Raw genomic sequence first — 22,478 nt, forward strand, 5'->3', positions numbered from 1 at the left:
AAAATAATTTTTTATGCGAAAAAGTATTGACAACTAGACCATCGGTCGGTATTATAAAGATACAAACAACGACCGACAGTCGGTTTAGAGAAAGGAGTTAGTAAATGCGTATCGTAAAGGAACATGATGAACGAAGAAATGAAATCATCGCAACTGCCGAAGAATTTTTCCTAACAAAAGGATTCAACAAAACTACAATCAATGATATTTTGAAACGAATTGGCATCGCTAAAGGAACCTTCTACCATTACTTCGTTTCTAAAGAGGAAGTTTTAGATGCCGTTATCGGACAAATCATTGACCAAGAAATCCTTCGAGCCAAAGAGATTCAAAAGTCCAATGCTACAGCTTTACAGAAGCTGATCACTTTTCTTTCACAGAATAGTTCAGAAGATACTCGCAAAGAAGAAATCGTCGATAAGTTTCAAATGCCTGAAAACGCACTAATGAAACAACGAGCGCTTGAAGGAACGATCAATCAAGTTTGTCCATTCTTAGCAGAGATTATTGAAGAAGGAAAACAACAAGAAGAATTCAGAACAGACTTTCCACTTGAAAGCATTCAATTTCTTATTGCAGGAATTCAAACCATGTTTGACAACATTGAAAAATTGGCGCCTGAGACAATCCAAAGCCGAGTCATTGCTGCTACCGATCTGATCTATAAAGTCTTAGATATTAATCCAACCGTCTACCCTTATGATGAGACAATGACAGAATTACAAAAAATCTTTATCCCATAGCTCAACAAACACTGTTGAGTTTAACTATTAAACTAATTTAGACCGACAGTCGGTCAAGAAAAGAGGAACCCATCATGAATCACACACAAACAATCAAAACATTAGCTAGCCAAACAAACGAATCGATCCACACCGTTGAATGTATCACAAAAAGTTATGAAAACTATTGCGATAAAAACATCACCCGCTACTCTCGAAAACATTTAACCGACATCGTTGAATTTATCAGTAATGAAACCTTGATACCAGTCGAAACCTGTTCAAAAGTAATGACACAATTCTTTAAGTTAGTAAAAAAAGAACTCAAAGGTAAATTTTTCAAATAAACTATCCCACAATAAAACCATAAAAGGAGAACATTAACATGAAAAAACTAACTATTATTGCATTGACACTGATTACTCTTGGGGCTGCTTCTCAAATCGTTGAGAAGAATATTGACAAAGAAGAAGTGAAAACTGTGGTTACGACTAACCTCAAAAAGCATGACGAAACAGACAGTGACATTGATTTTGGACATGACCACGATGAAGAAAATACTTTCGCTGAAAAAATCGGATTTTAATTAGGAGGAGATTTAACATGAAAAAACTAACTATTATTGCATTGACTTTAATCACTCTTGGGGCTGCTTCTCAAATCGTTGAGAAGACTATTGACAAAGAAGAAGTGAAAACCGTGGTTACGACTAATTTGAAAGAGCAAGACGAAAAGAACGAAGAGCTCTATTTCCAACATGACAACGACGAGAAAGCATCTTTAATAGAAAAAATTGGGTTTTAAACAAAGAAAAAACGCCGAGACTCTTCTCAGCGTTATTTCTTTGTCTTCTATTATGGGTAAATTCGGTTTAATAAACGAGGGAAAGGAATAGCTTCACGCACATGGTCAATACCAGCAATAAATGTTATTGTCCGTTCTAGCCCTAGACCAAAGCCAGAATGTGGTACCGTTCCATATTTACGTAAGTCTAAATACCATGAATATTCTTCTTCGTTTAGACCTGTTTCACGAATTTGTTCTAACAAGTAATCGTAATCCGTCGCACGTTCTGATCCGCCAATGATTTCGCCGTAACCTTCTGGCGCGATCAAATCCGCACAGATGACAACATCCTCACGAGTTGGATGTGGTTTCATGTAGAAGGGCTTGATTGCCTTTGGATAATTCAAAATGAAGACAGGACGATCGAACGAGTTTGCGATAAAGGTTTCATGTGGCGAACCAAAATCTTCTCCCCACTCGATATCATCAAAACCATTTTTCTTCAGCAACTCAATAGCATCATCGTAAGAAATTCGTGGATAAGGAAGTTCGGTGTAATTCTTTAAAATTTCTTTATCCCGACCCAAAACATCTAGTGCGTAGTCACAGTTATCCAGAACATTTTGTACTAAGTAGGCTACATACTGCTCTTGAACTTCTAGACTATCTTCTTGATGCATGAATGCCATTTCAGGCTCAATCATCCAAAATTCGATCAGATGACGACGCGTCTTCGATTTTTCTGCGCGGAAGGTTGGCCCAAATGAGAAAACTTTTCCTAACGCCATAGCCGCTGCTTCCATGTACAATTGGCCACTTTGAGATAAATACGCTTTGTGATCAAAATAATTCGTCTCAAACAAGTCACTAGTTCCTTCAGGAGCAGAACCTGTTAAAATTGGCGGATCAACTTTTACAAATCCATTATTGTTGAAGAATTCGTATGTCGCACGGATCACTTCGTTACGAATTAGCATGATGGCATGTTGTTGTGATGAACGCAACCAAAGATGACGATGGTCCATCAAGAAATCTACCCCATGTTCTTTAGGTGTGATTGGGTAATCATGGCTTTCACCAATGACTTCGATTTCCTTTACCCCTAACTCATACCCAAATTTTGAACGAGTGTCTTCACGGATTTCTCCAGTAACGATGATGGATGTTTCTTGTGTCAATTCTTTGGCTAAATGAAAGACCTCTTCAGATACTTCACTTTTCACAACAACGGCTTGGAAATACGCTGTTCCATCACGTAATTGTAAGAAAGAGATTTTTCCGCTTGAACGTTTATTAGCGACCCAAGCGCCGATTTTTACTGTTTCGCCAACATGATTCTTGGCATCGATGATTTGAATTTGTTCCACAAATGTCTCTCCTAACATATTTATCCCGAAATGATGTTTTTACTTCTTACTATTTTCAATAAAGCGGCGAATCCGCACAACAGCTTCTTCTAAATCCTCCATACTAGCTGAATAACTCATTCGTACACTGTCAGATGATCCAAAACCTTCACCTGTGACTAAGGCAACCTGCTCTTGTTCTAGCAAATCATTGACCCAAGTCGTCACGTTGTCGTAACCACCCATCTCCATCGCTTCCTTGATGTTCGGAAACAGATAGAATGCACCTTGGGGTTTTTTTAGATTAAATCCTGGTAAATCAGCTACCTTTGGATAGATCGTATTTAACCGTTCTTCAAACGCTTGACGCATTTTCTCAGCTGTCTCTTGTTCACCAATCAAAGCCTCTACTGCTGCCACTTGGCTAACGGCCGTTGGATTACTGGTGGCCTGTGACGCAATTGAAGTCATACCACCAATGATTTCTGCATTCCCAATCGCATAACCAATTCGCCAACCGGTCATAGAATAGGTTTTTGATACACCGTTGATGATCACTGTATGATGGAATATCTCGTCAGATAAAGAAGCAATGTGCGGTGCTTCGTTCCCATTATAAACAAGATGATCATAAATATCATCCGCGACAATCAATAGCTCGTGACGGACTGCCCATTCTCCAATTTCACGCAATTCTTCCTCTGTATAAATCATTCCCGTAGGATTTGATGGTGAATTTAGAATAACTGCCTTCGTCTGCTCAGTGCGAGCATCTTCAAGCTGCTCAATCGTGATTTTATAATCATTGTTTAGGTCTCCATTGACAAAGACTGGATTCCCTTGAGCTAATTTGACTTGTTCACCGTAACTCACCCAATAAGGAACTGGGATGATCACTTCATCTCCCGCATCCAAAATCGTTTGAAACAATGTATATAATGCAAATTTTGCACCGCTTGTCACGATAACGTTTTTGGGTTCAATCGTCAAATCATAATTTTTCTTAGTGAAATCAACGATTGCAGACTTCAACTCAGGTGTTCCACCTGCAGCGGTATAAAAACTTACTTTTCCGCTTTTGATCCCGTCAATCGCGGCTTGTTCAATATTCTCCGGTGTTGTAAAATCCGGTTCTCCGACAGTCAAACTAATGACGTCTAATCCTTGGGCTTTCAATTCTTTGGCTTTAGCGGTCGCTGCTAATGTGACGGACGGTTCTAAGTTTGTTACACGCTGTGATAATTTCATAACTGATAACTCCCCTACCAAGATTTTTAGATTTTTTTGATGGCTTTGATCGTCTTGCCGTCATTGAAGGCCAGCAAGTAATAATGAATCGCGCCTTGATCGTCTTTTGCCGTGATTTCCCAAGCTGTTTGATCACGGTAAATGCCCAAATTGGCCTTTTCAAAAACCAAATCTGGGTAATCACTCTCAAAGCGTTTTTCCGCTTGTTGTTCCGTTAGCCCATCCTTTTGATTAAGGACGCGAATTTTTTCACCCGATTTTGGAACAATCACAATGATCGATTCGCCGGTGTTATTTTCACCGGTAACGGTAAAATAAGTCTTTTCTCGGTTAAACCAATAAAATTGATCCACCGTTTTTAAGTCGGCATATTTCTCTGCCATTTGAACAGCTTCTTTTTTGGCCTGGTGCATCGGACGATTTGAACGGATAAAAATCATGGTCGCTGCCACAATAATGATCAATAAAAAAGTCACGATTCCTAATAGCCAGCGATTGAGCTTCTGTTGTCCTGCACTATTCGTATCCAAAATCATACTCCTCTCAGACAAGCTACATTATACCAAAAGAAGGGCGTTCACTCATTAATTCTCTTCACTTTTGTCAGAATTTAAAAATTGATCAGTTTCTGCCAAAATTTCTTCTAGTGGTAATTGTTTGATCGGCAATTCTTTAGGTAACGCCTTCCTCAATTTTTCCCCGTACTTGGCAGTGATGAAGCGCTGATCTAAAAGCAGCATAACTCCCTTGTCATTATCTGATCGAATCAGGCGCCCAAGTGCTTGTCGTAAACGCAAAGCAGCATGGGGAACTGCCTCTTGGAAAAATGGATTTATCCCTTCAGAGGCCAAAAAATCATTGCGAGCCTTAACCTGCAGCCGCTGAGGATTTTCAAAGGGCAAACGGGTAACGATCAAAATCTGCAGAATATCGCCAGGTAAATCAATGCCTTCCCAAAAACTATCCGCTCCAAACAATAGCGCATCCTTGGACAACAAGAAACGTTTTAGCAGCTTTTCTCGACTGCCGCCGATTCCTTGAGCTAATACTTCCCTTCCTTCATTTAATAAAGGGACGCGTACACGTTGATAAACACGATTCAAAATATCATGTGAGGTAAATAATACCAATATCGGGCGTTGCTGATTTTCTGACATTTTTTGAACGACACCGGCGACGTAATTCGCATACTGATCAGGCGATGTTGACTGAACACTGATACTATTAGTTGGTAAGTACAATCGCGCTTGTTTCGCATAATCGTAGGGACTACTGATAATCTTCAATGGCGTATCAGGAATTCCCCAGCGTTTAGCAAAGTAATGACGATCACTCCCGATTTTCAACGTTCCACCTAGATAAAGAATCTGCCGATACCGTTCATACCATTTTGTTTGACTAATCAATGAAGCCTCTAAGTCCTGAACCTGAAACGTTTTTCGTTTAGCATTGAACCAATGAATATATCGAGCATCCCATTTTTCACTGAACGTTTCAAAAGCCACCTGCTGTTGCTCTAGATTCTCTAGTAATGCCTGGAAATCACTCCAATCAGCTTGTTCTTTGATACCAAACGTCTCTTTATGCGTTCTAAAATAACCTTGGATCTGATCACCTAGAGTCAAGGCGTCTTGATACAATCGTCTGATTCGCTGCAATACTTGTTCTCCAGCTAAGGATAACTGATCGATCATATCCTTCGTAATTAAACGTTCATCTTCTGTAGGATACTCATCTTTAAAAATCTGATAAAAATCTGTCAAATCTTCGTTCAATTCTTGGATGACATCTTGAAGTATCTCAAGTACATGCAGTGTCTGATGATCCTTCTGGACTAGGCTTTGCCAAACAGCAAATTGCTGATCATCAAACAATCGATGAAATCCTCGCTGGATCGCCAACAAATTAAACTGCTGGCTGCTGATTTTCTCCAAAACACGGTTCAAATGATGCGCCTCATCAATAATGAGATAGAGACTTTTAGGCAGTTGTGGTTCCTTTCGCTGATCTTCTTGAGCCAAATAGGAATGATTCGTAACAATTAGATTGCTCTGTGCTAGTTTCCTCTGACGATGACGAATGAAGTCCACGTCGTAAAAAGGACTGCTGGAATTCAATGTGTGCGGACCTAAGTGGGAAACATCCTGCCAGAATGGATGCTTCAAACTAGTCATATTCAATTCATCAAAATCCCCTGTTTCAGTCTGGGTCAACCAGACAAGTAGGGCCATCTGGTAAAACGTATACTGTTTTTGCTTGGATTTCTTTTGAAAGCTTTGATAGAAACGCTCTAAATCTATATAGTGTCGACTGCTTTTCATTACTACAGCCTGCAGCGGCTGATCCAATAATCGATTAATCAGCGGTAAATCATGATTTATAATCTGTTCCTGCAGCAGCAAAGAGACCGTACTGACAATGATCGGTTTTTCAGGGGTTGCCAAAAAACTCATTGGCAGTAAATAGCCTAATGTCTTCCCGATCCCTGTCGCCGCTTCTACTAAGATGTTCTTATCCTCTTTTTTATGAAAGAAATCATAGACAAGATTCATTAAGCGAGCCTGTTCTTTTCGAAACTCCAATTCATCCTGGTAAACTTTTTCTTTTGCCTTTCGAGAGCGAGGATACGCCTTTGTTCCAAAGTAATTCTCTGAAAACAGCGGTACGCTTTTTTTTCGCAGAGCGAAACCTTGTACAATAACTAAATCTTTTGATAAGGGTCTAGGATCAGCCTGCATTTCTTTTAAACAATCTTCTAAATAATCCTTCGTTTGAAAAGCCATCTGATCGGCGGTTTCGATAATCTTCTCTAAGGTGACAATCGGCAACTCTTTTATTTTTGATTCTAGGTTCAATAATAGTTGAGCAGTAACATCTGCATCACTATCTGCTTGATGAGGATTTTCATGGACTAAATGCAACTCTTCAGCCAAATCCTTCAGTCGAAAGCTCAATGACGTAGGCATGAATATTTGTGCCAATTCCACCGTATCAATCCCTGGTATTGCTAACGGCGGCATACCGCAACGTTCCAACTCATTACTTAAAAAGGGATAGTCAAAATGGATATTATGGGCGACAAAAACCGTATTCTCCAATAAATTGGTAATCGTCTGAGCGACATCTTCAAAATAGGGCGCCCTTCGAACACGCTGATTCGTAATTCCTGTCAGTGTCTGAATTTGTGGTGGGATAGATTGATCTGGATTAATATCCGTTGAAAAATGGGTAACGATTTTTCCTTCTTCAATCAATACACAACCAAATTGAATGATCCGATCCGTTTTGGGGTCAGTTCCTGTCGTTTCGATATCAACGACTGCATAATTTTTTTTCACACTCACCCCTCCTTCCCCGAACTCGTGCGTTGATTTTATCACTTTCGATGAATAACCTTAATAGACTTCTCATTCGAAAATACACTCTTAAATCAAAGATAATTATTAAGACCTTCCTCACGCATTATATCTGAATAGTACCACTTTCTACAAGAATGATCTTTGTTTAAAACGATTCCAAAGAAATTCTCTATTCAATAAATCTCTATAATCAAAATTTAGGCAAAAAAAAGCCAGATGCTCGCGCATCTGGCATAAAAGTCTACTATAATTAAGCTTTGTTAACGTTTGTAGCTTGAGGTCCACGTTGGCCTTCTTCAACGTCGAAAGTCACTGCTTGACCTTCTTCTAAAGTTTTGAAGCCGTCGCCTTGGATAGCTGAGAAATGTACGAATACGTCATTTCCGTTTTCAGCTGTAATAAATCCGTAGCCTTTTTCTGAGTTGAACCATTTTACTGTACCTTGTTCCATGTTAAACATCCTCCTAGGATAAAAATTAATTTGTAATTACTTGAATGGTGAAATAGGAAAGATGTTGTCTGAAACAAACTTGCCAATATTACCGTACAAAAACTACAATTAGAAGTATAACACATATGAAGCGATAACACTAGGTTATCGCTCAAAAAGTTTTTACTTAATAAATTTGACCTGTTTAAGGATTAATAGCGTAAAATCGCCAATAAGCTTTTCTCATCCGGTGCATCCTTTTGGTCTAGAACAAAGACCTGTCCACCATTTTTGATAACATTGTCGGCAATTTCATTCAACACTTGACGACGGTCATACTCAACGTCTGGGTCCTCTCCAAAGCCGTCCACAAGATTAGAAGTTGCAATAAATAGATGGGAAATTTTTCCTTCTTTTGCGGCTGGCACTATATCAACCAATTGATCAATAAACTTGCGATTAATCAATTTTTGATAGGTTTGCGTCTCTACCTCTGCTAGTTGCTCAGAAAGCTTTTGCGCTTCTTCCTTGATTTCATTGAAGCTAGCCTGAGCTGGTGAACCACTGATTGCTGCTTTATCCGAGTAATAAGAATTTTTCGCAACCTTTTTGAATTGCGTTTGATTTTCTGGTAAAGCAAAAAGATACAGTGGCAGCTGATCAGGATTATCTAGCTCTTTTATAAAATTATCAACTGTTTGGTAATAATTTACCCAGTCAATTTCAACCTCTTCGTCTTTCGTGTTCACTCCATGGTAACTACCCACTTCTCCACCACGAGCAGAAACATTTAGATTGCCGCCTGTCAACTCGTCGCCTAAGGCCGTTACAATATCTTTTGGAGCGTCATCTGGAAGTTCAACCACTTTTACTTCTTTGTTTCGGACAAAGTAAAGTTTCATAGAATCTCTGTTCAATGCCATCAAGTAATACGCATAATTGAATTGGGCATTTTTTATGATCGCTAATAAATAGGGTAAGTCGCTCACATAGTATTGATCATCGACAGAAATGCTCAATCGATGAATATAGCTTTCATTTGCGGTCAAGATCACCGCAACACTTTTCGTACCGCTGCGCCAAAAATCTCCATCAGCGAGTAATTGATCGATTTTTTCTTGGAATGGTTCAAAGCTGTGATCAGTGTATTTCTTCTCAAAGCGTTTTTTCGCTTCTTTAGCAAAGTTTTTAAACATGATTTGATCTTTTTCAACATCTTGATGCGCGTGATGCGTGTTTAACATAAATGTGATAAACGGACCGGTTGCTTCTTCTGAAGTCAATTCAGTTAGTAACTTTTTACTGATATTTGCCATAAATGTACCCTCCTATATTAAATCTTCCAAATCAAGTGTACCATAGCTAGTAAATTCCTTAAAACGAAACGCAACCCTTACATTATGAAATTAACTGAAAAATTTTACTGGAATTTGCATAAGTTTTTTCTAATACATTTCTTAGTAATTAACAAACGGGTATTCATGAATTCATTGACTCTTTGCTTTATCATAAAAACATACCAATTATCCCGAATTGGTTTTTCATACTTACTCCTACCAAGAGTAAATAACAACCTTCATTTCCACCATAGTGACGGCTATGGTGGTTTTTTGCGAGTTCCACTTCTCACTTTTAGCGCGTTAGTGGAATCCTATGCGCACGAAAGTCTTTTGATTTTTTACGTTAGAAAAATTCACTCCTCCCTAATGAACTAGCTGTCAGTCTTACCTTTCACAGTTACTCAAGCCAGTCTGACAAAATAGAATCTCAGACTTTATCTTCGTCTGTAACCTTTAGTTAGATGATAGGCGCAATGAAAATCAAACAAATTTTTGTGCTTTTCAAAAAAATTTGTTTGCGTTTCCAAGTTTTGCTAAACTGAGACTAACAAAACAAAGGAGTACCTTATGAAAACTGCTGAAGAAATGTATCAATTTTGCCAAGACACTGGATTTTTCTCAGGTTCGGATCGCCAATGGGCGGTGAAGCTTTTTTCTGTATTAGAGAAACACTTAGGAGTAGATGAAGAAATCTTGGTTTGCTTTATCGGCCTGCACAATCGAACCTCTCCCACTAAAAATGACGGCTTTTACGCTTATGGTCTAACCAATCAGCGCTTTATCATGGGGCAAAAGAAAATGATTGGCGATGATTTCAAGGTCATTCCATTAGCTAATATGCAGGGACTTCGTTTGTTGAAAGAAACAAGTTTAGATCTTTTGGAAATAACTTCTTTAGAGGGGGCTATCAAGATCGTCTTAACAGAGGAAGAGGCTCCAAAGGTTTTGACTAAATTGGAAGATACTATTCAGCAGATAACGAAAGAAAATAACACTGAGGATTCCTTAAGTAAAGCTGAACAGCTTTTAAAAATGAAAGAATTACTAGATCAAGGAATCTTGACGGAAGAAGAATTTGCTAAGATCAAAAAAGATATTCTCCAATAAAAAATCTGTCCAAGAATAATTCTTGGACAGATTTTTTATTGGATAGCTGCCTTACCCGTTTCCCGTGTACGAATACGGATAGCTTCTTCAATCGGATAAACGAAAATTTTTCCTGTTCCACATTCTTCCGATTGACACGTTTCTAAAATCAAGTCAATCACACGCTCCACATCTTCATCAGCCAAGATGAAACTCACTGAAACCTTAGGCAATAGTGTAGTGATAATTTCTTGTCCTCGAACATGAGTCTTTTGACCTTTTTGTAAGCCGCAGCCTAATACTTGACTGACTGTCATCCCATTTACTTCAATTTCCTGGTCAATCGCCGCTTTTATCGCTTCTAATTTTTCTTGTCTAATAATTGCTTCAACTTTTTTCATCGCATTCGCCTCCTGCTATTTTAAGAATCCATTCCCATAAATGTTGGATAAGCATTCTCATCATGTTCAATTTTATCCAATCCCAGCGCTTCTTCTTGTTGAGAAACTCGAATTGGCATGAATACTCTGATTAAGGAAATAATCAAATAACTGGCTACACCGGCAAAAACTAGTGTAAAGAGCACGCTCTCTATCTGTGCAATAAATAAATGTGTGTCGCCATAAATTAGACCTGTTCTGCCACCAATCGCTGGATCTGCGAAAATCCCCGTTACGATACCACCAAAAATACCGCCAACTCCATGACAACCAAATGCATCTAAAGCATCATCAAAACCTAGTTTCTGTTTGATTACTGAGATAAAGAAGTAGCAAAACGGACTTACCAGAGCACCAATTAATAGACTTGACCAGATAGACACGAAGCCTGCGCCAGGCGTAATTGCAACCAACCCTACGACAGCACCTGTACATGCACCCACCACTGTCGGTTTCCCATTTAAAACTTTCTCAATCAACATCCACGATAGCATTGCACATGCCGCTGCTGTGTTCGTAGTAATCATCGCGTGAATTGCTAATCCGTCTGCGGCTAAAGCTGAGCCGCCATTAAAACCAAACCAGCCAAACCATAAAAGGCCTGTTCCTAAAACAACAAACGGAACATTATGAGGACGATAACCGCCAAGGTGATACTCCCGTCGGCGACCTAAAACGATCGCTAAAACTAAACCTGAAATACCTGAACTGATATGCACCACATTTCCACCGGCAAAATCGATCGATCCGATTTTATCGAGGAAGCCGCCGCCCCAAACCATATGTGCCATAGGGAAGTACACGACCACCAACCAAACAGCAATAAACAAGAAGATTGCAGAAAAACGCATCCGACCAGCAACTGATCCTGTTAAAATTGCTGTGGTAATTAATGCGAACATCATTTGGAAGAAGGCAAATAGCCCTTCTGGAATGCTATTACCTTTCGTCGTAGAAACTCCATTGAAAAACACCTTATCTAAGTTCCCAATAAAATCTCCCCCACCGCTAAATGATAAAGAATACCCAATAGCTACCCAAATTAAGGAAGCTAATCCCATCGTACAGATTACCATCATCATCGTGTTCAAAATGTTTTTCCGCCGTTCTAACCCTCCATAGAAAAAAGCCAGTGCGGGTGTCATAAGAAAGACTAACCCTGAACAAATCAAAATAAATGCAATATTTGCAGCCATCAAATCACTCCATTTCTCTTTATGTTAAGTATTCTAACATCAATCCTGGATAAAAAAAGAGTTTTTTCTCATTTTTTTCACTTTTATCTAATTTAATAACTTCTCATGTCATAAAACTTAACATAAAAAGAGCAGAAGGAACCTTCTGCTCTTACAACTCATGATATTCTTTGTATACATCTTGTTTCTTTAGCCCCTGTCGTTTCGCTACTATTTTAATTGCTTCTTTAGAAGACGTTCCATCCAAAATCAACGCTTCGACCTGCTCTTTCAAGGTTCCTTCAAAGACTTCCTCTTCTTCCGCATCCGTTGCACCAGAGACTAGTAAGCAACATTCGCCCTTCAAGGCATGTTCAGACAAGTAGTCGATTACTTCTTCGGCTGTTCCTCTTAAATACTCTTCGTAAAGTTTGGTTAATTCACGACAAATGACTACTTCACGATTACCGAGAATTTCTAATAGATTTTTCAGTGTCTCTTTGATTCGATGGGGGGACTCATAAAAAATCAGCGTTACCTTTTGTTTTTTTAATTCCTCTAGTTCTCTCTTTTGAATGCTTCTCTTTCGTTGCAAAAAGCCATAAAAAAGGAAAGGCTGCGGCATTAACCCAGAGGCAATGAGGGCTGTCATCCCAGCAGTTGCACCCGGTAAAGCGACAACAGGAATATTTTCTTCAATGCAAGCAACAACGAGTTCATGTCCTGGATCACTAATTGAGGGCATTCCCGCATCACTTACTTGAGCAATTGAGTTCCCTTCTTTTAAAAAATTCATCAATTCAGGGATACGCTCATTATAATTATGTTCATGCAAACTTTTTTGCGGCACTTTTACTTCGAAATGATTTAATAGCTTTTGTGTATTACGCGTATCCTCACTAGCAATCAAATCCACTGTTTGTAATGTCTTAACAGCGCGAAAAGTCATGTCCTCCAAGTTACCGATTGGTGTAGGAACTAAATACAGTGTACCTGTCTGCTGCGCAAAGCTTTTTTGAATCTTCACGGTCATTCTCCTTTTTTCGCTTTTATACAAATTAATGTAGGTATATCTAAACAGTCATAAAGAAAAAGCGGGTGTGACTAAGCAACGTCATACCCACTAATATTGAATAAAAAGCGATTTTGAAGCAATTTACTTCAGAAACGATTTTCTATTTATTTTTGTTTGCTCTCACGATAGATGACATCTAAACAAAATGCGCATGGCTCATCCTGTTCTCGACGTGATCCGTAGAGCAAATTGCATACATGGAATCCGTCTTCGTAAATCTTTTCAAGATTTAAACGAGATTCTGAAAGCTCCTGGCGCTCATCTAAGACAGGCGAGTTCTTTTCATCAATCTCGCGAATTCGTTCCCGCAAGCGTTCATTTTCCATTTCCAATGTCGCGTTCTTCTCAACAAGATCAAGCAAGGTTTCTTTCATAGATACCAAATCTTCAAGATTTTTATTCATCTCTTGCTCTAATTGATTTAAGCCATCGTACAAGGAACGTCGATCCATCATGATACATCACCTGCTTCAACCAGTTCTTGATAATCAAAATCTACTGTCGCATCGCGACCGAACAGCCGTACTTTTACTACCTTACTCAGTAGATTCAAGCCGATGACTTTCCCACGTCCTTCAGGTGTATTGATTTCTTTACCATAATCAGGCATTTCCTTTTTTGCTGCCTCGTATTCGCCGTTTTCATATTTCAAACAGCACATTAACCGGCCACAAAGTCCAGAAATTTTCGTTGGATTCAACGATAACCCTTGATCCTTAGCCATTTTAATCGAAACTGGAATGAAATCCCCTAAAAACGTCGAACAACACAATGGCCGCCCACAAGGTCCGATTCCTCCAAGAATTTTCGCCTCGTCGCGTACACCAATTTGTCGCAGTTCAATCCGTGTGCGGAAAACACCTGCTAGATCTTTTACTAATTCGCGGAAATCGATCCGCCCATCAGCCGTAAAATAGAAAATCATTTTACTGCGATCAAAAGTATATTCTACTTGGATCAGCTTCATTTCTAGCTCATGGGCACGAATCTTTTCCTTCGCGACTTTAAAAGCTGCTTCTGCATCAGCTTCATTTTGAGCTACCTTTTTTAATTCCTTATCAGATGCTTTATGTAAAATCGTCTTTAAATCATCCGATAAATCCTTTTTTGCTATCTCTATTTTTGGAATTGCCACTGTCGCAATCTGGTGCGCCTGCTGCGACTCGACCAAGACTTTATCATTATAAAAATATTCATTTTTCCCCGATGCGTAATAATAAATATGACCGGCATCACGAAAACGAACACCCACAACTTCAACCATGGTTCTCCCTACTCTCTTAAATAACGCTAAGCAAACACAATGCGCAACGTTATTTGTTCTGCGATATTTTGGAATGATACGTTCGCTTCTAGTTTTCGACTGGCTGACAAAACTTCTTCCAACAGATAATTGTACGTCTTTAGAGCTGTTTGATTTTGTTTCATCACTTGATTACGTTTTTCTTTAACGAAATACGCTAACATTTCAAAGGCAAACTGCTGTTGCGTTTTGTCCTTGAATGTCTTTACCAATTTCTTTTGAACATAGATAAACGCTTGCGGATCATTTTTTTCGAGATAATTAAACCATTGAATAACAACATCTCTAGATTCATTAAACCATTCATCTTTTGAGATTTCAACAGCTTTTCCGTAACTATTTGTTAAATTTGCTAATAGTTTCGCGGTTTTCGCAGGGATTTGTTCAGATTCCAAACGTGATTGTAGTCGTTCTGTGGACAACGCCTGAAAATGAATGGTTTGACAACGCGAACGAATTGTTGGGAGTATTTTTCCTAGTGATTGAGTTTCCAAAATAATCATAAAGTTCGCAGGTGGTTCTTCTAAGAACTTCAATAGGCTGTTCGCTGAGTTTGAATTCATTTTTTCAGCCTGGTGGATAATCACGACTTTTTTCGCAGATTCAAAGCCGCTTTTAGCCAGTTCACTTTGCAATGCACGAATTTGATCAACCTTGATAGACTGACCATCAGGTTCAATTTCTACTACATCGGGATGATCTTTACTAGTAATTCGCAGACAATTATTACATTTTTCGCAAGGCATTTCATTTTGTAAATTTAAGCAAAACATATGCTTGGCAAACCATAGCGCCAGCTCCGCTTTACCGGTCCCTTGATCGCCCTCAAAAAGATAAGCATGGGCCAAACGCCCATGCTCAAAACTATTTTGTAATTGACGAAAAACAATTGGCTGAATTGACTGCAGTCTTTGTGCTTCTTCCATTTTAATACTGGTGAAAGCCTTCGACAGGCAAGACAAAGACTGTCGCACCGCCGACTTCAACTTCAACAGGATAAGGGACCTGTCCATCTAGGGAAATATCCAATGTCACTGGTGTCGTGACGTATTGTGTACGCGCTTGACATGTTTCTTTGATCAACGCCAATGTATCTTCTACTCGTTCGTCTTCAATCCCGATAATGAATGTACTGTTACCCGCTTTTAAAAAGCCACCAGTAGAAGATAGTTTTGTTGCTCGAATGTTGGCATCAATAAATTCATTGGCTAAGCGGTTAGAATCCTTGTCTTGAACAATCGCTAAAATAAGTTTCATAGTTTACACCTCTCATGATTGGAAATAGTCTGGACAACGTGTCAACAATTCGTAAAAACAATCTCTCACGACTTCATCTAAACGTTTCCGAGCATCGATTTTTATGATCCGATCTGGATTTGCATCCGCTAATTTTAAATAAGCATGTCGGACCCTCTGATGAAATTGTAACCCTTCCGAGTCCAAACGGTCAATTTGATTGGTTCGGTTCTTCATGATTCGTTGTAATCCAGTGTCTGAATCAACATCTAAATACAGCGTGATATCAGGGATTGTTCCTTCAATAGCAAATTCATTGATCTTGGCAACTTCTTCTATGCCGATCCCTCTGCCTGCACCTTGATAGGCTAACGAGCTGTCAACAAAGCGGTCGCATAAAACGATTTTATCTTCATCCAGTGCGGGCCATACTTTTTCTACTAGATGCTGACGGCGCGCTGCTGCATAAAGCAACGCCTCTGTTCGATCATCCATTCGGTCATTACTTGGGTCAAGGATCACGTGACGAATTTTTTCAGCGATCGGGATGCCTCCAGGTTCTCTCGTTTTGACAATTGATCGTTTCGCCGTCAATTGTAATTTTGGATAAAGTTCATTCAGTACACTCGTTTTTCCTGCACCGTCTGGCCCTTCAATCGTAATAAATAATCCGTTCACTTTTTTTATCCCCCAAATAATTTTGATCTTCTGTCTCTTTTTCAAAAAGACACCGCAATATATTTATAGTTCGCGGCGTCCTTCCACTGCTTTTAACAACGTGATTTCATCTGCATACTCGATATCACTGCCGACTGATAACCCATGAGCTAATCGTGTTACTTTGATTCCAGCAGGCTTAATTAAACGTGATAGATACATAGCTGTCGCTTCGCCTTCGGTGGTAGCATTTGTCGCTATGATCACTTCTTTGACCTCATCATCATGAAGCCGTTTGATTAATGGCGCGATATTAATATCTTCTGGTCCTGTCCCTTCCATGGGGGATAGCACCCCATGAAGCACATGATATAGACCGTGATATTCACGTACTTTTTCCATTGACATAACATCTTTAGGTTCTTCTACAACTAAGATCGTGCTGCGATCACGAGTCGTATCCGAACAAATCTCGCATGGATCTTCCTCGGTAATATTTCCACAAATACTGCAGAAACGCAAATCTCGTTTCACACTGATTAATGAGCGTGCAAACTCGTTGACCGATTCATCCTTCATATCAATCGTAAAAAAAGCTAAGCGCGTCGCGGTCTTCTGTCCGATTCCCGGAAGCTTCATATAGCTTTCAATCAGCTTTGCAATTGGTTCTGGATATTGCATTCTGTCCTTCCTCTCTGAACAAAGTCGCTTACATTCCAGGAAGTCCCTTTGTGTATTTCCCCATTGTTTGATCAGTTTCCTTTGTGATCTTAGTAATCGCATCATTAACCGCTAAAACGATCATGTCTTGCAGCATCTCAGGGTCTTCCGGATCAATCAACTCAGGATTGATGTTCATTGATTTCATCGTTTTATCTCCAGTGAACGTCACTGTTACTAAATCATTGGTCGCGCTGCCTGTAAATTCTTTCGCATTCAACTCATCTTGAGCCTTTACCATTTCTTTTTGCATTTTTTGCATTTGTTTCATCATGCCTTGCATATTTCCCATTCCGCGCATCATTTTATCTATTCGCTCCTTCTTCGTGTTTAACTTAATTTACGATTCATTTTTAACATGCTATTTACTATCTTTACGAAAACCGTGTCCGTCTCTAGTCATCCTTAATTGTTACAAGTTCACCAAAGAGGCTTTTGGCTTGTTCTACGACTTCATTTGTTTCTTCCGGTATCAGACTGATCTCTTCTTCAGTATCATTTGATTCCGCCGCTACTGGACGGTCATGATGCTGACTGACAAACGCTTTTCTTAGACTTGGCCAGCTCTCCCGAGTAATGAAGACAAAGTCCGGGGTATAATCTTTGACCATCATACTCAAACTGTTCTGCATATTCAAGCGCAGTTCCTCGCTACTGTCCGCTCTCTGACAAACAATCTCATAATCAAAAGCGACTAGTAATAAGCCCGGACCAGCAGCCATCGGTTCACTAGCTTTTAGCATCGCACGCTGCGTCACAGGTAAAGCCATCAATAGATCTTCCCAAACATTTTTTACATTCATCAAATGATCTTTCGTTGCTTCACTCAGTACCTGATAAACTCGCTCAGTTGGTACGCGATAGCTGGTAGTTGTTTTCTTCGGCGTTACTTTCCGCTCTTCTTTTTCAACTGTTGGATTGGCTTTTAATTGCTGCAAGTCATTCTGTAATTGCTGCAATTGACTTTTCAATGCTACTAATTCTGATTGATCCGTTGGGTTTGTCACAGTTGGTGCCGCTGAACTCATCGGCTGTTCTATTGATAGAGCACCCTCAGTCGTTTGCGGTGTTGCCAATTTAACAGTGGCCACTTCCAAATAGACATTGGCGTGGTTTGTAAAGCGAATTTCGTTTTGTGTTTCGCTTAAAAGCTTAATCATCACATATAGACGTTCAGAAGGTGTCGATTCCGCTAGTTGTTTGAACGTATCTGTTAAGTAAGCAGCACGGTTCTCCAGAAGCTTGGGGGCTTGCTGATAAATCAACAGATCTCGACAATACAATAGTAAGTCTTCTGTCAATCGACGAGCCTCTTTTCCCTCAGACAGGATGCCCTCTAAGACCTCCAGTGCCCCGCTGACATCCTGATGTAGACAAGCTCCGATGAAGCTATCCATCATTTCAGTCGTCAGGCTGCCAGTCACAGCCAAAGCATCTTCCAAAGTAATGGTTTCATTACTAAAGGAGATTGCTTGGTCTAAGATACTCAAAGCATCCCGCATACCGCCTTCTGCCGCACGGGCGATCACGGATAAGGCCTGCTCTTCATAGGGTTGATTACTTTGTTCCAGAATATAGGCCATCCGCCCAATGATTGCTTGAACATCGATTCGCTTGAAGTCAAATCGTTGGGTTCTTGAGATAATCGTTGCAGGAATCTTATGAGGCTCTGTCGTCGCTAATACGAAAATCACATGTTCTTTAGGCTCTTCCAGCGTTTTTAGCAACGCGTTAAAGGCACCTGTCGAAAGCATGTGGACTTCATCAACAATATAAACTTTATAGTTAGCCGCAGTTGGCGCGTAATTCGCGCGATCACGAATAAAGCGGATCTCTTCCACACCATTATTGCTTGCAGCATCAATTTCAATCACATCTTCTTGCCGTCCTTCAGTAATAGAACGACACATCTCACATTCGTTGCAAGGCTCACCATCAACACTGTTGGGACAATTGATGGCTTTGGCAAAAATTTTCGCCGCACTAGTCTTCCCTGTTCCGCGTGGGCCGGTAAATAAATAGGCGTGGGAAGTTTTCTGCTGCTGGATCGCATTTTTCAGTGTCTTTGTGATTGCCTCTTGTCCGACTAAATCATCAAAACGCTGCGACCGCCAAACGCGGTAAAGTGCTTGATACGCCATAATTTTCCTCTTTTCTTTCAAAATCACTGCTTTTTATTATACGTGATTTTGTACAAAAAAACTATAGAAACCAATTGTTCGCTTCAATTGTTTAACGTCTTTTAATCTGTCCGGTTGCATCCTTTCTGTTTCGAAAAAACCCTGTGGTATAATAGAAAAAACGTTTTTATGGAGGGATATTCATGGGACTATTTAAAGCAGCAACTAGCAGTATTGGCGGAGGCCTTGCTGATCAGTGGCTAGAAATTATTGAACCAGCCAATATGGGACAGTCTACGGTCATGTCAAAAGGCGTCGCCGTAAGAAAAGATGACAAACGCGGCAGCAATAAAAAAGGAACCAGTGACGTGATTACAGATGGCTCTGTTATTCACGTTTATCCAAATATGATGATGCTTCTTGTCGATGGCGGAAAAATCATCGACTATACTGCTGAAGAAGGCTATTACACGGTGGAGAACAATTCTGCTCCTTCAATGTTTAATGGCTCATTAAAGGAAGCTGTTGCTGAAACCTTTAGCCGTTTCAAATTTGGCGGTGTGACACCACAGAAACAACAAGTATTCTATATAAATCTGCAAGAAATTAAAGGCATCAAATTCGGAACTAGTACACCTTTGAATTATTTTGATAATTTCTACAATGCGGAGCTATTCTTGCGAGCACACGGAACGTACTCGATTAAAGTAACAGACCCAATTCTATTTTTCGCTAATGCCATTCCACGAAACATGGACCAAGTGGACATCAGCGATATCAATGAACAATATCTGCAAGAATTTCTAACTGGGCTACAAGCGGCAATTAATCAAATGTCCGCGGATGGTCAACGTATTTCTTATGTACCGTCAAAAAGTATGGAGCTAAGTAAATACTTATCTGACGTACTGGATGACAGTTGGAAGGAACTGCGTGGCATGGAGATTGTATCTGTCGCTGTCGCCAGCATCTCTTACACAGATGATTCCACAAAATTGATCAATATGCGGAATGAGGGCGCTATGCTAGGAGACCCAAATGTTCGTGAAGGCTATGTTCAAGGCTCAGTCGCCCGAGGTATGGAAGCTGCTGGTAAAAATGACGCAGGAGCCGCTACAGGCTTCTTCGGAATGGGGATGGGGATGAATGCTGGCGGTGACTTCCTTAACCAAGCATCGCAGAGTAACAATCAGCAAATACACCAGAACCAACAAGCACAACAAAAATCTGCAGGCGATCAATGGACTTGTCCAAAATGCGGAGAAGAAAATACTGGTAAATTCTGCAGCAACTGCGGCGAACCGAAACCTGCTCCAGCTACAGCAGCAAAGATTCAAATGAAATGCAGTGAATGCGGAGAAGTTGTTGATCTAAGCAATGGTGTGCCAAAATTCTGTCCTCATTGCGGCAAACCCTTTAAAGCTGTTCCATTAGACTAAAACTACCACTATCTACAGGAGGGCTTGTACATGGCAGACGTATTAACACATCACTGTCCCAACTGTGGCGGACCTTTGACGTTTAATCCCACTGATCAAAAATTCCACTGTGATTATTGTCTGAGTATTTTTACTGTAGCAGATATTGAAAAATTTGAAGCGAAGAATCCTGATACGACCGTAGAAGCTTCTTCTGAGCCGACAAGCTCTACTGAAACAACTGATAGCGACATGGATCTTTTTCTCTGTCCCAGTTGCGGTGCTCAAATTGTTACGGATCATACTACTGCCGCCACCTATTGCTACTTTTGTCATAACCCCGTTGTCTTGTCGGGACGTTTGACTGGTGAATTTTTACCAAATAAAGTATTGCCTTTCAAAATTGATCGCAAAAAAGCGGTCGCTGATTTTTTGGCATGGACTCAGAAAAAACGGTTCGTACCGAAAGATTTCTTTAACGAGCAACAGATTGAGAAGATGACGGGTGTCTATTTTCCTTATTGGGTCGTAGATGCTGAAACCTCTGGAAATTTGACTGGCAAAGGAACTTCTCTGCGTGTATGGATCGTTGGTGAGATCGAATATACCGAAACGAAAGTTTATCAGATTTTTCGTAAAGGAAAAGCAAAAATCAAGCATCTGACTAAGAACGCGCTGAAGAAAAATATACAGCAAAAAATGGTTGAAGGCGTCCAGCCATTCCCAATTGATCAAGCTGTAGACTTTCACACAGAGTACCTATCAGGTTTTCAAGCGGAAAAACGAGATATAGAAATCCAAGATCTTGCTGAGCAGATAAACCATGAATTGAAGGACTACACGGAAGATTTACTGCGTGATACCGTTTCTGGTTATACTACGTTCACACCAAGTAATAAATCCGTTGATGTTGAAAAGCAAGATAATCATTATATGCTGCTACCTGTTTGGCTGGTAACGTATCAAAATGCCTCTGATAAAACGTATTACTATGCCATGAACGGACAAACAGGGAAAGTCAGCGGCGTGCTGCCAATCAGTAACAAACGCTTAGGCCTGTTTTCTGGTGGGATATTCGCGACTGTTCTGATAATCGCAATGATTGTGGGGTATTATTTGCTATGAAAAAACTCCTTTTACTCTTAGGCTTTCTCGCACTGTTCAATCCGTTAAGAACTTTTGCTGCCTCAGATACAGTAGAGGATCAAGCAAACCTGCTGTCTCCAGAAGAACGAACAGAGCTATCGAAGCAAGCAGATGCCATCAATAAAGAAATCAAAGGCGAAGTCTTTATCCTAACAACAACGACTAATTCCGAAGAACCTCGAAAGTACGCTAATGATCAATTAATGGATCGGGTTGGAAAAAATAATAATGGCGCGTTGCTTTTATTGGATATGAATCAACGGGAAATTTATCTATCAACATCAGGGAATATGATCGATTTTATTACTGATAAGCGAAGAGATCAGCTTCTAGATGATGTGACCGCTGCGATGAAGGATGGCAATTACTACCAAGCCAGTGCCGCTTACCTATCTAATGCTAAAGATTTTGTTGATGCCGGTGTCCCTGGCGGTTCCTATCGAAAAGATGAAAAAACTGGTAAAATCACTTATTACAAATCAATCACCCCTGTTGAACTTACAATTGGTGTGATCATTGCAGCAGTGGCGGCAATTGGATTCTTCGTCTCTGTGCGCTTACGTTATCAACTAAAGACTGGAACCTATCACTACCCTTACCGTCAAAATGCCCAATTGGATCTAACTGAACGCCAAGATCAATTGGTTAACTCCTTTGTCACTACTCGTCGAATTCCAAAGCCTTCCAATAACAACGGAGGCGGAGGTGGCGGCAGCACGACAAATTCCAGTGGAGGCGGAACCTTTGGCGGAGGCGGACGCAGCTTTTAAACAAATAAAATAAAAAATGTTATCATCTGACACTAGAGTCTTTCAGAATTAATGAAAAACTCTAGTGTTTTCATGTATTTTCTTGAATTCACCCTATGATT

The 22,478-nt window shown here is 40.0% G+C and carries 25 protein-coding genes; 8 read left to right on the forward strand and 17 right to left on the reverse strand.

The features are described from left to right. Positions 1 to 104 precede the first annotated feature (104 nt). The 4 genes from J9537_RS11360 to J9537_RS11375 all read left to right on the forward strand — a co-directional run bounded on the left by J9537_RS11360 (position 105) and on the right by J9537_RS11375 (position 1,526). Positions 105 to 743, forward strand: a complete 639-nt coding sequence (locus J9537_RS11360) for a TetR/AcrR family transcriptional regulator (protein ID WP_060789081.1) — start codon at positions 105 to 107, stop codon at positions 741 to 743. A 74-nt stretch (positions 744 to 817) separates the two neighbouring features. After that, a complete protein-coding gene (locus tag J9537_RS11365) occupies positions 818 to 1,069 on the forward strand; it encodes a hypothetical protein (RefSeq protein WP_060789082.1) in 252 nt (83 codons plus the stop codon). 38 nt (positions 1,070 to 1,107) lie between these two features. After that, positions 1,108 to 1,308 carry a hypothetical protein gene (locus tag J9537_RS11370; protein ID WP_218256174.1) on the forward strand — a complete coding sequence of 67 codons (201 nt, stop codon included), beginning with the start codon at positions 1,108 to 1,110 and terminating at the stop codon, positions 1,306 to 1,308. A 17-nt stretch (positions 1,309 to 1,325) separates the two neighbouring features. Next, positions 1,326 to 1,526, forward strand: a complete 201-nt coding sequence (locus J9537_RS11375; RefSeq protein ID WP_060789084.1) for a hypothetical protein — start codon at positions 1,326 to 1,328, stop codon at positions 1,524 to 1,526. A 50-nt stretch (positions 1,527 to 1,576) separates the two neighbouring features. On the opposite strand, the gene asnS is transcribed toward J9537_RS11375, so the two are convergent. The 6 genes from asnS to J9537_RS11405 all read right to left on the reverse strand — a co-directional run bounded on the left by asnS (position 1,577) and on the right by J9537_RS11405 (position 9,207). After that, complete coding sequence (gene asnS, locus J9537_RS11380) at positions 1,577 to 2,875, reverse strand: asparagine--tRNA ligase (RefSeq protein ID WP_060789085.1); 1,299 nt, start codon at positions 2,873 to 2,875, stop codon at positions 1,577 to 1,579. Between the two features lie 39 nt (positions 2,876 to 2,914). Beyond that, entirely contained in the window at positions 2,915 to 4,102 is a 1,188-nt protein-coding gene (locus tag J9537_RS11385; protein WP_060789086.1) for a pyridoxal phosphate-dependent aminotransferase, read from the reverse strand. A 26-nt stretch (positions 4,103 to 4,128) separates the two neighbouring features. Next, positions 4,129 to 4,632, reverse strand: coding sequence for a cell wall elongation regulator TseB-like domain-containing protein (locus J9537_RS11390; RefSeq protein WP_060789087.1), 504 nt, complete (start codon positions 4,630 to 4,632; stop codon positions 4,129 to 4,131). 54 nt (positions 4,633 to 4,686) lie between these two features. Then, on the reverse strand, positions 4,687 to 7,440 hold the full coding sequence (locus J9537_RS11395; RefSeq protein ID WP_010745639.1) for a helicase C-terminal domain-containing protein: 2,754 nt from the start codon (positions 7,438 to 7,440) through the stop codon (positions 4,687 to 4,689). 271 nt (positions 7,441 to 7,711) lie between these two features. Continuing rightward, positions 7,712 to 7,912 carry a cold-shock protein gene (locus J9537_RS11400; protein WP_010745638.1) on the reverse strand — a complete coding sequence of 67 codons (201 nt, stop codon included), beginning with the start codon at positions 7,910 to 7,912 and terminating at the stop codon, positions 7,712 to 7,714. A gap of 191 nt (positions 7,913 to 8,103) precedes the next feature. Beyond that, a complete protein-coding gene (locus J9537_RS11405) occupies positions 8,104 to 9,207 on the reverse strand; it encodes a baeRF6 domain-containing protein (protein ID WP_010745637.1) in 1,104 nt (367 codons plus the stop codon). Between the two features lie 591 nt (positions 9,208 to 9,798). On the opposite strand from J9537_RS11405, the gene J9537_RS11410 reads away from it, so the two are divergent. After that, a complete protein-coding gene (locus J9537_RS11410) occupies positions 9,799 to 10,338 on the forward strand; it encodes an SHOCT domain-containing protein (RefSeq protein ID WP_010745636.1) in 540 nt (179 codons plus the stop codon). A gap of 35 nt (positions 10,339 to 10,373) precedes the next feature. On the opposite strand, the gene J9537_RS11415 is transcribed toward J9537_RS11410, so the two are convergent. From J9537_RS11415 to dnaX, 11 genes are all read right to left on the reverse strand, one after another. After that, the gene (locus J9537_RS11415) at positions 10,374 to 10,718 is read right to left on the reverse strand and encodes a P-II family nitrogen regulator (protein ID WP_010745635.1); all 345 of its coding nucleotides are present in this window, start codon (positions 10,716 to 10,718) and stop codon (positions 10,374 to 10,376) included. Positions 10,719 to 10,738: 20 nt separating this feature from the next. Next, entirely contained in the window at positions 10,739 to 11,953 is a 1,215-nt protein-coding gene (locus J9537_RS11420) for an ammonium transporter (protein ID WP_010745634.1), read from the reverse strand. Positions 11,954 to 12,104: 151 nt separating this feature from the next. Then, positions 12,105 to 12,965: a 16S rRNA (cytidine(1402)-2'-O)-methyltransferase gene (gene rsmI / locus J9537_RS11425; protein WP_035016309.1), complete on the reverse strand. Its 861-nt coding sequence runs from the start codon at positions 12,963 to 12,965 to the stop codon at positions 12,105 to 12,107. Between the two features lie 146 nt (positions 12,966 to 13,111). Further along, positions 13,112 to 13,459 (reverse strand): DNA replication initiation control protein YabA, encoded by a 348-nt coding sequence (locus J9537_RS11430; RefSeq protein ID WP_028021248.1) that lies wholly within the window; start codon positions 13,457 to 13,459, stop codon positions 13,112 to 13,114. Further along, positions 13,459 to 14,271, reverse strand: coding sequence for a PSP1 domain-containing protein (locus J9537_RS11435; RefSeq protein WP_010745631.1), 813 nt, complete (start codon positions 14,269 to 14,271; stop codon positions 13,459 to 13,461). The genes J9537_RS11430 and J9537_RS11435 overlap by 1 nt, the downstream gene beginning before the upstream one ends. 26 nt (positions 14,272 to 14,297) lie before the next feature. Further along, entirely contained in the window at positions 14,298 to 15,236 is a 939-nt protein-coding gene (gene holB, locus J9537_RS11440) for a DNA polymerase III subunit delta' (protein WP_010745630.1), read from the reverse strand. Position 15,237: 1 nt separating this feature from the next. Then, positions 15,238 to 15,567: a cyclic-di-AMP receptor gene (locus J9537_RS11445; RefSeq protein WP_010745629.1), complete on the reverse strand. Its 330-nt coding sequence runs from the start codon at positions 15,565 to 15,567 to the stop codon at positions 15,238 to 15,240. 12 nt (positions 15,568 to 15,579) lie between these two features. Further along, positions 15,580 to 16,224, reverse strand: coding sequence for a dTMP kinase (gene tmk, locus J9537_RS11450; protein WP_010745628.1), 645 nt, complete (start codon positions 16,222 to 16,224; stop codon positions 15,580 to 15,582). A gap of 63 nt (positions 16,225 to 16,287) precedes the next feature. Beyond that, on the reverse strand, positions 16,288 to 16,884 hold the full coding sequence (gene recR, locus J9537_RS11455) for a recombination mediator RecR (protein ID WP_010745627.1): 597 nt from the start codon (positions 16,882 to 16,884) through the stop codon (positions 16,288 to 16,290). A gap of 28 nt (positions 16,885 to 16,912) precedes the next feature. Next, a complete protein-coding gene (locus J9537_RS11460) occupies positions 16,913 to 17,227 on the reverse strand; it encodes a YbaB/EbfC family nucleoid-associated protein (protein ID WP_082718843.1) in 315 nt (104 codons plus the stop codon). Positions 17,228 to 17,318: 91 nt separating this feature from the next. Then, positions 17,319 to 19,064: a DNA polymerase III subunit gamma/tau gene (dnaX, locus tag J9537_RS11465; protein WP_010745625.1), complete on the reverse strand. Its 1,746-nt coding sequence runs from the start codon at positions 19,062 to 19,064 to the stop codon at positions 17,319 to 17,321. Between the two features lie 182 nt (positions 19,065 to 19,246). Here dnaX and J9537_RS11470 point away from each other — a divergent pair, with 182 nt between their 5' ends. The 3 genes from J9537_RS11470 to J9537_RS11480 are packed head-to-tail and all read left to right on the forward strand — an operon-like array spanning position 19,247 to position 22,377. Then, positions 19,247 to 20,482 (forward strand): SPFH domain-containing protein, encoded by a 1,236-nt coding sequence (locus J9537_RS11470; RefSeq protein ID WP_010745624.1) that lies wholly within the window; start codon positions 19,247 to 19,249, stop codon positions 20,480 to 20,482. Positions 20,483 to 20,512: 30 nt separating this feature from the next. Further along, complete coding sequence (locus J9537_RS11475; RefSeq protein WP_010745623.1) at positions 20,513 to 21,586, forward strand: TFIIB-type zinc ribbon-containing protein; 1,074 nt, start codon at positions 20,513 to 20,515, stop codon at positions 21,584 to 21,586. Further along, positions 21,583 to 22,377: a TPM domain-containing protein gene (locus tag J9537_RS11480; protein WP_010745622.1), complete on the forward strand. Its 795-nt coding sequence runs from the start codon at positions 21,583 to 21,585 to the stop codon at positions 22,375 to 22,377. The genes J9537_RS11475 and J9537_RS11480 overlap by 4 nt, the downstream gene beginning before the upstream one ends. The last annotated feature ends 101 nt before the right edge of the window (positions 22,378 to 22,478 follow it).

The sequence above is a fragment of the Enterococcus raffinosus genome, from assembly GCF_019175485.1.
GTDB classification, from domain to species: domain Bacteria; phylum Bacillota; class Bacilli; order Lactobacillales; family Enterococcaceae; genus Enterococcus_A; species Enterococcus_A raffinosus.

What these genes read in the sequence shown, in the direction of transcription:
- J9537_RS11360 (WP_060789081.1), top strand. Translation starts at nt 105, where the DNA reads ATGCGTATCGTAAAGGAACATGATGAACGAAGAAATGAAATCATCGCA.
- J9537_RS11365 (WP_060789082.1), top strand. Translation starts at nt 818, where the DNA reads ATGAATCACACACAAACAATCAAAACATTAGCTAGCCAAACAAACGAA.
- J9537_RS11370 (WP_218256174.1), top strand. Translation starts at nt 1,108, where the DNA reads ATGAAAAAACTAACTATTATTGCATTGACACTGATTACTCTTGGGGCT.
- J9537_RS11375 (WP_060789084.1), top strand. Translation starts at nt 1,326, where the DNA reads ATGAAAAAACTAACTATTATTGCATTGACTTTAATCACTCTTGGGGCT.
- J9537_RS11385 (WP_060789086.1), bottom strand. Translation starts at nt 4,102, where the DNA reads ATGAAATTATCACAGCGTGTAACAAACTTAGAACCGTCCGTCACATTA.
- J9537_RS11400 (WP_010745638.1), bottom strand. Translation starts at nt 7,912, where the DNA reads ATGGAACAAGGTACAGTAAAATGGTTCAACTCAGAAAAAGGCTACGGA.
- J9537_RS11405 (WP_010745637.1), bottom strand. Translation starts at nt 9,207, where the DNA reads ATGGCAAATATCAGTAAAAAGTTACTAACTGAATTGACTTCAGAAGAA.
- J9537_RS11410 (WP_010745636.1), top strand. Translation starts at nt 9,799, where the DNA reads ATGAAAACTGCTGAAGAAATGTATCAATTTTGCCAAGACACTGGATTT.
- J9537_RS11415 (WP_010745635.1), bottom strand. Translation starts at nt 10,718, where the DNA reads ATGAAAAAAGTTGAAGCAATTATTAGACAAGAAAAATTAGAAGCGATA.
- J9537_RS11420 (WP_010745634.1), bottom strand. Translation starts at nt 11,953, where the DNA reads ATGGCTGCAAATATTGCATTTATTTTGATTTGTTCAGGGTTAGTCTTT.
- rsmI (WP_035016309.1), bottom strand. Translation starts at nt 12,965, where the DNA reads ATGACCGTGAAGATTCAAAAAAGCTTTGCGCAGCAGACAGGTACACTG.
- J9537_RS11430 (WP_028021248.1), bottom strand. Translation starts at nt 13,459, where the DNA reads ATGGATCGACGTTCCTTGTACGATGGCTTAAATCAATTAGAGCAAGAG.
- J9537_RS11435 (WP_010745631.1), bottom strand. Translation starts at nt 14,271, where the DNA reads ATGGTTGAAGTTGTGGGTGTTCGTTTTCGTGATGCCGGTCATATTTAT.
- holB (WP_010745630.1), bottom strand. Translation starts at nt 15,236, where the DNA reads ATGGAAGAAGCACAAAGACTGCAGTCAATTCAGCCAATTGTTTTTCGT.
- J9537_RS11445 (WP_010745629.1), bottom strand. Translation starts at nt 15,567, where the DNA reads ATGAAACTTATTTTAGCGATTGTTCAAGACAAGGATTCTAACCGCTTA.
- recR (WP_010745627.1), bottom strand. Translation starts at nt 16,884, where the DNA reads ATGCAATATCCAGAACCAATTGCAAAGCTGATTGAAAGCTATATGAAG.
- J9537_RS11460 (WP_082718843.1), bottom strand. Translation starts at nt 17,227, where the DNA reads ATGATGCGCGGAATGGGAAATATGCAAGGCATGATGAAACAAATGCAA.
- dnaX (WP_010745625.1), bottom strand. Translation starts at nt 19,064, where the DNA reads ATGGCGTATCAAGCACTTTACCGCGTTTGGCGGTCGCAGCGTTTTGAT.
- J9537_RS11470 (WP_010745624.1), top strand. Translation starts at nt 19,247, where the DNA reads ATGGGACTATTTAAAGCAGCAACTAGCAGTATTGGCGGAGGCCTTGCT.
- J9537_RS11475 (WP_010745623.1), top strand. Translation starts at nt 20,513, where the DNA reads ATGGCAGACGTATTAACACATCACTGTCCCAACTGTGGCGGACCTTTG.
- J9537_RS11480 (WP_010745622.1), top strand. Translation starts at nt 21,583, where the DNA reads ATGAAAAAACTCCTTTTACTCTTAGGCTTTCTCGCACTGTTCAATCCG.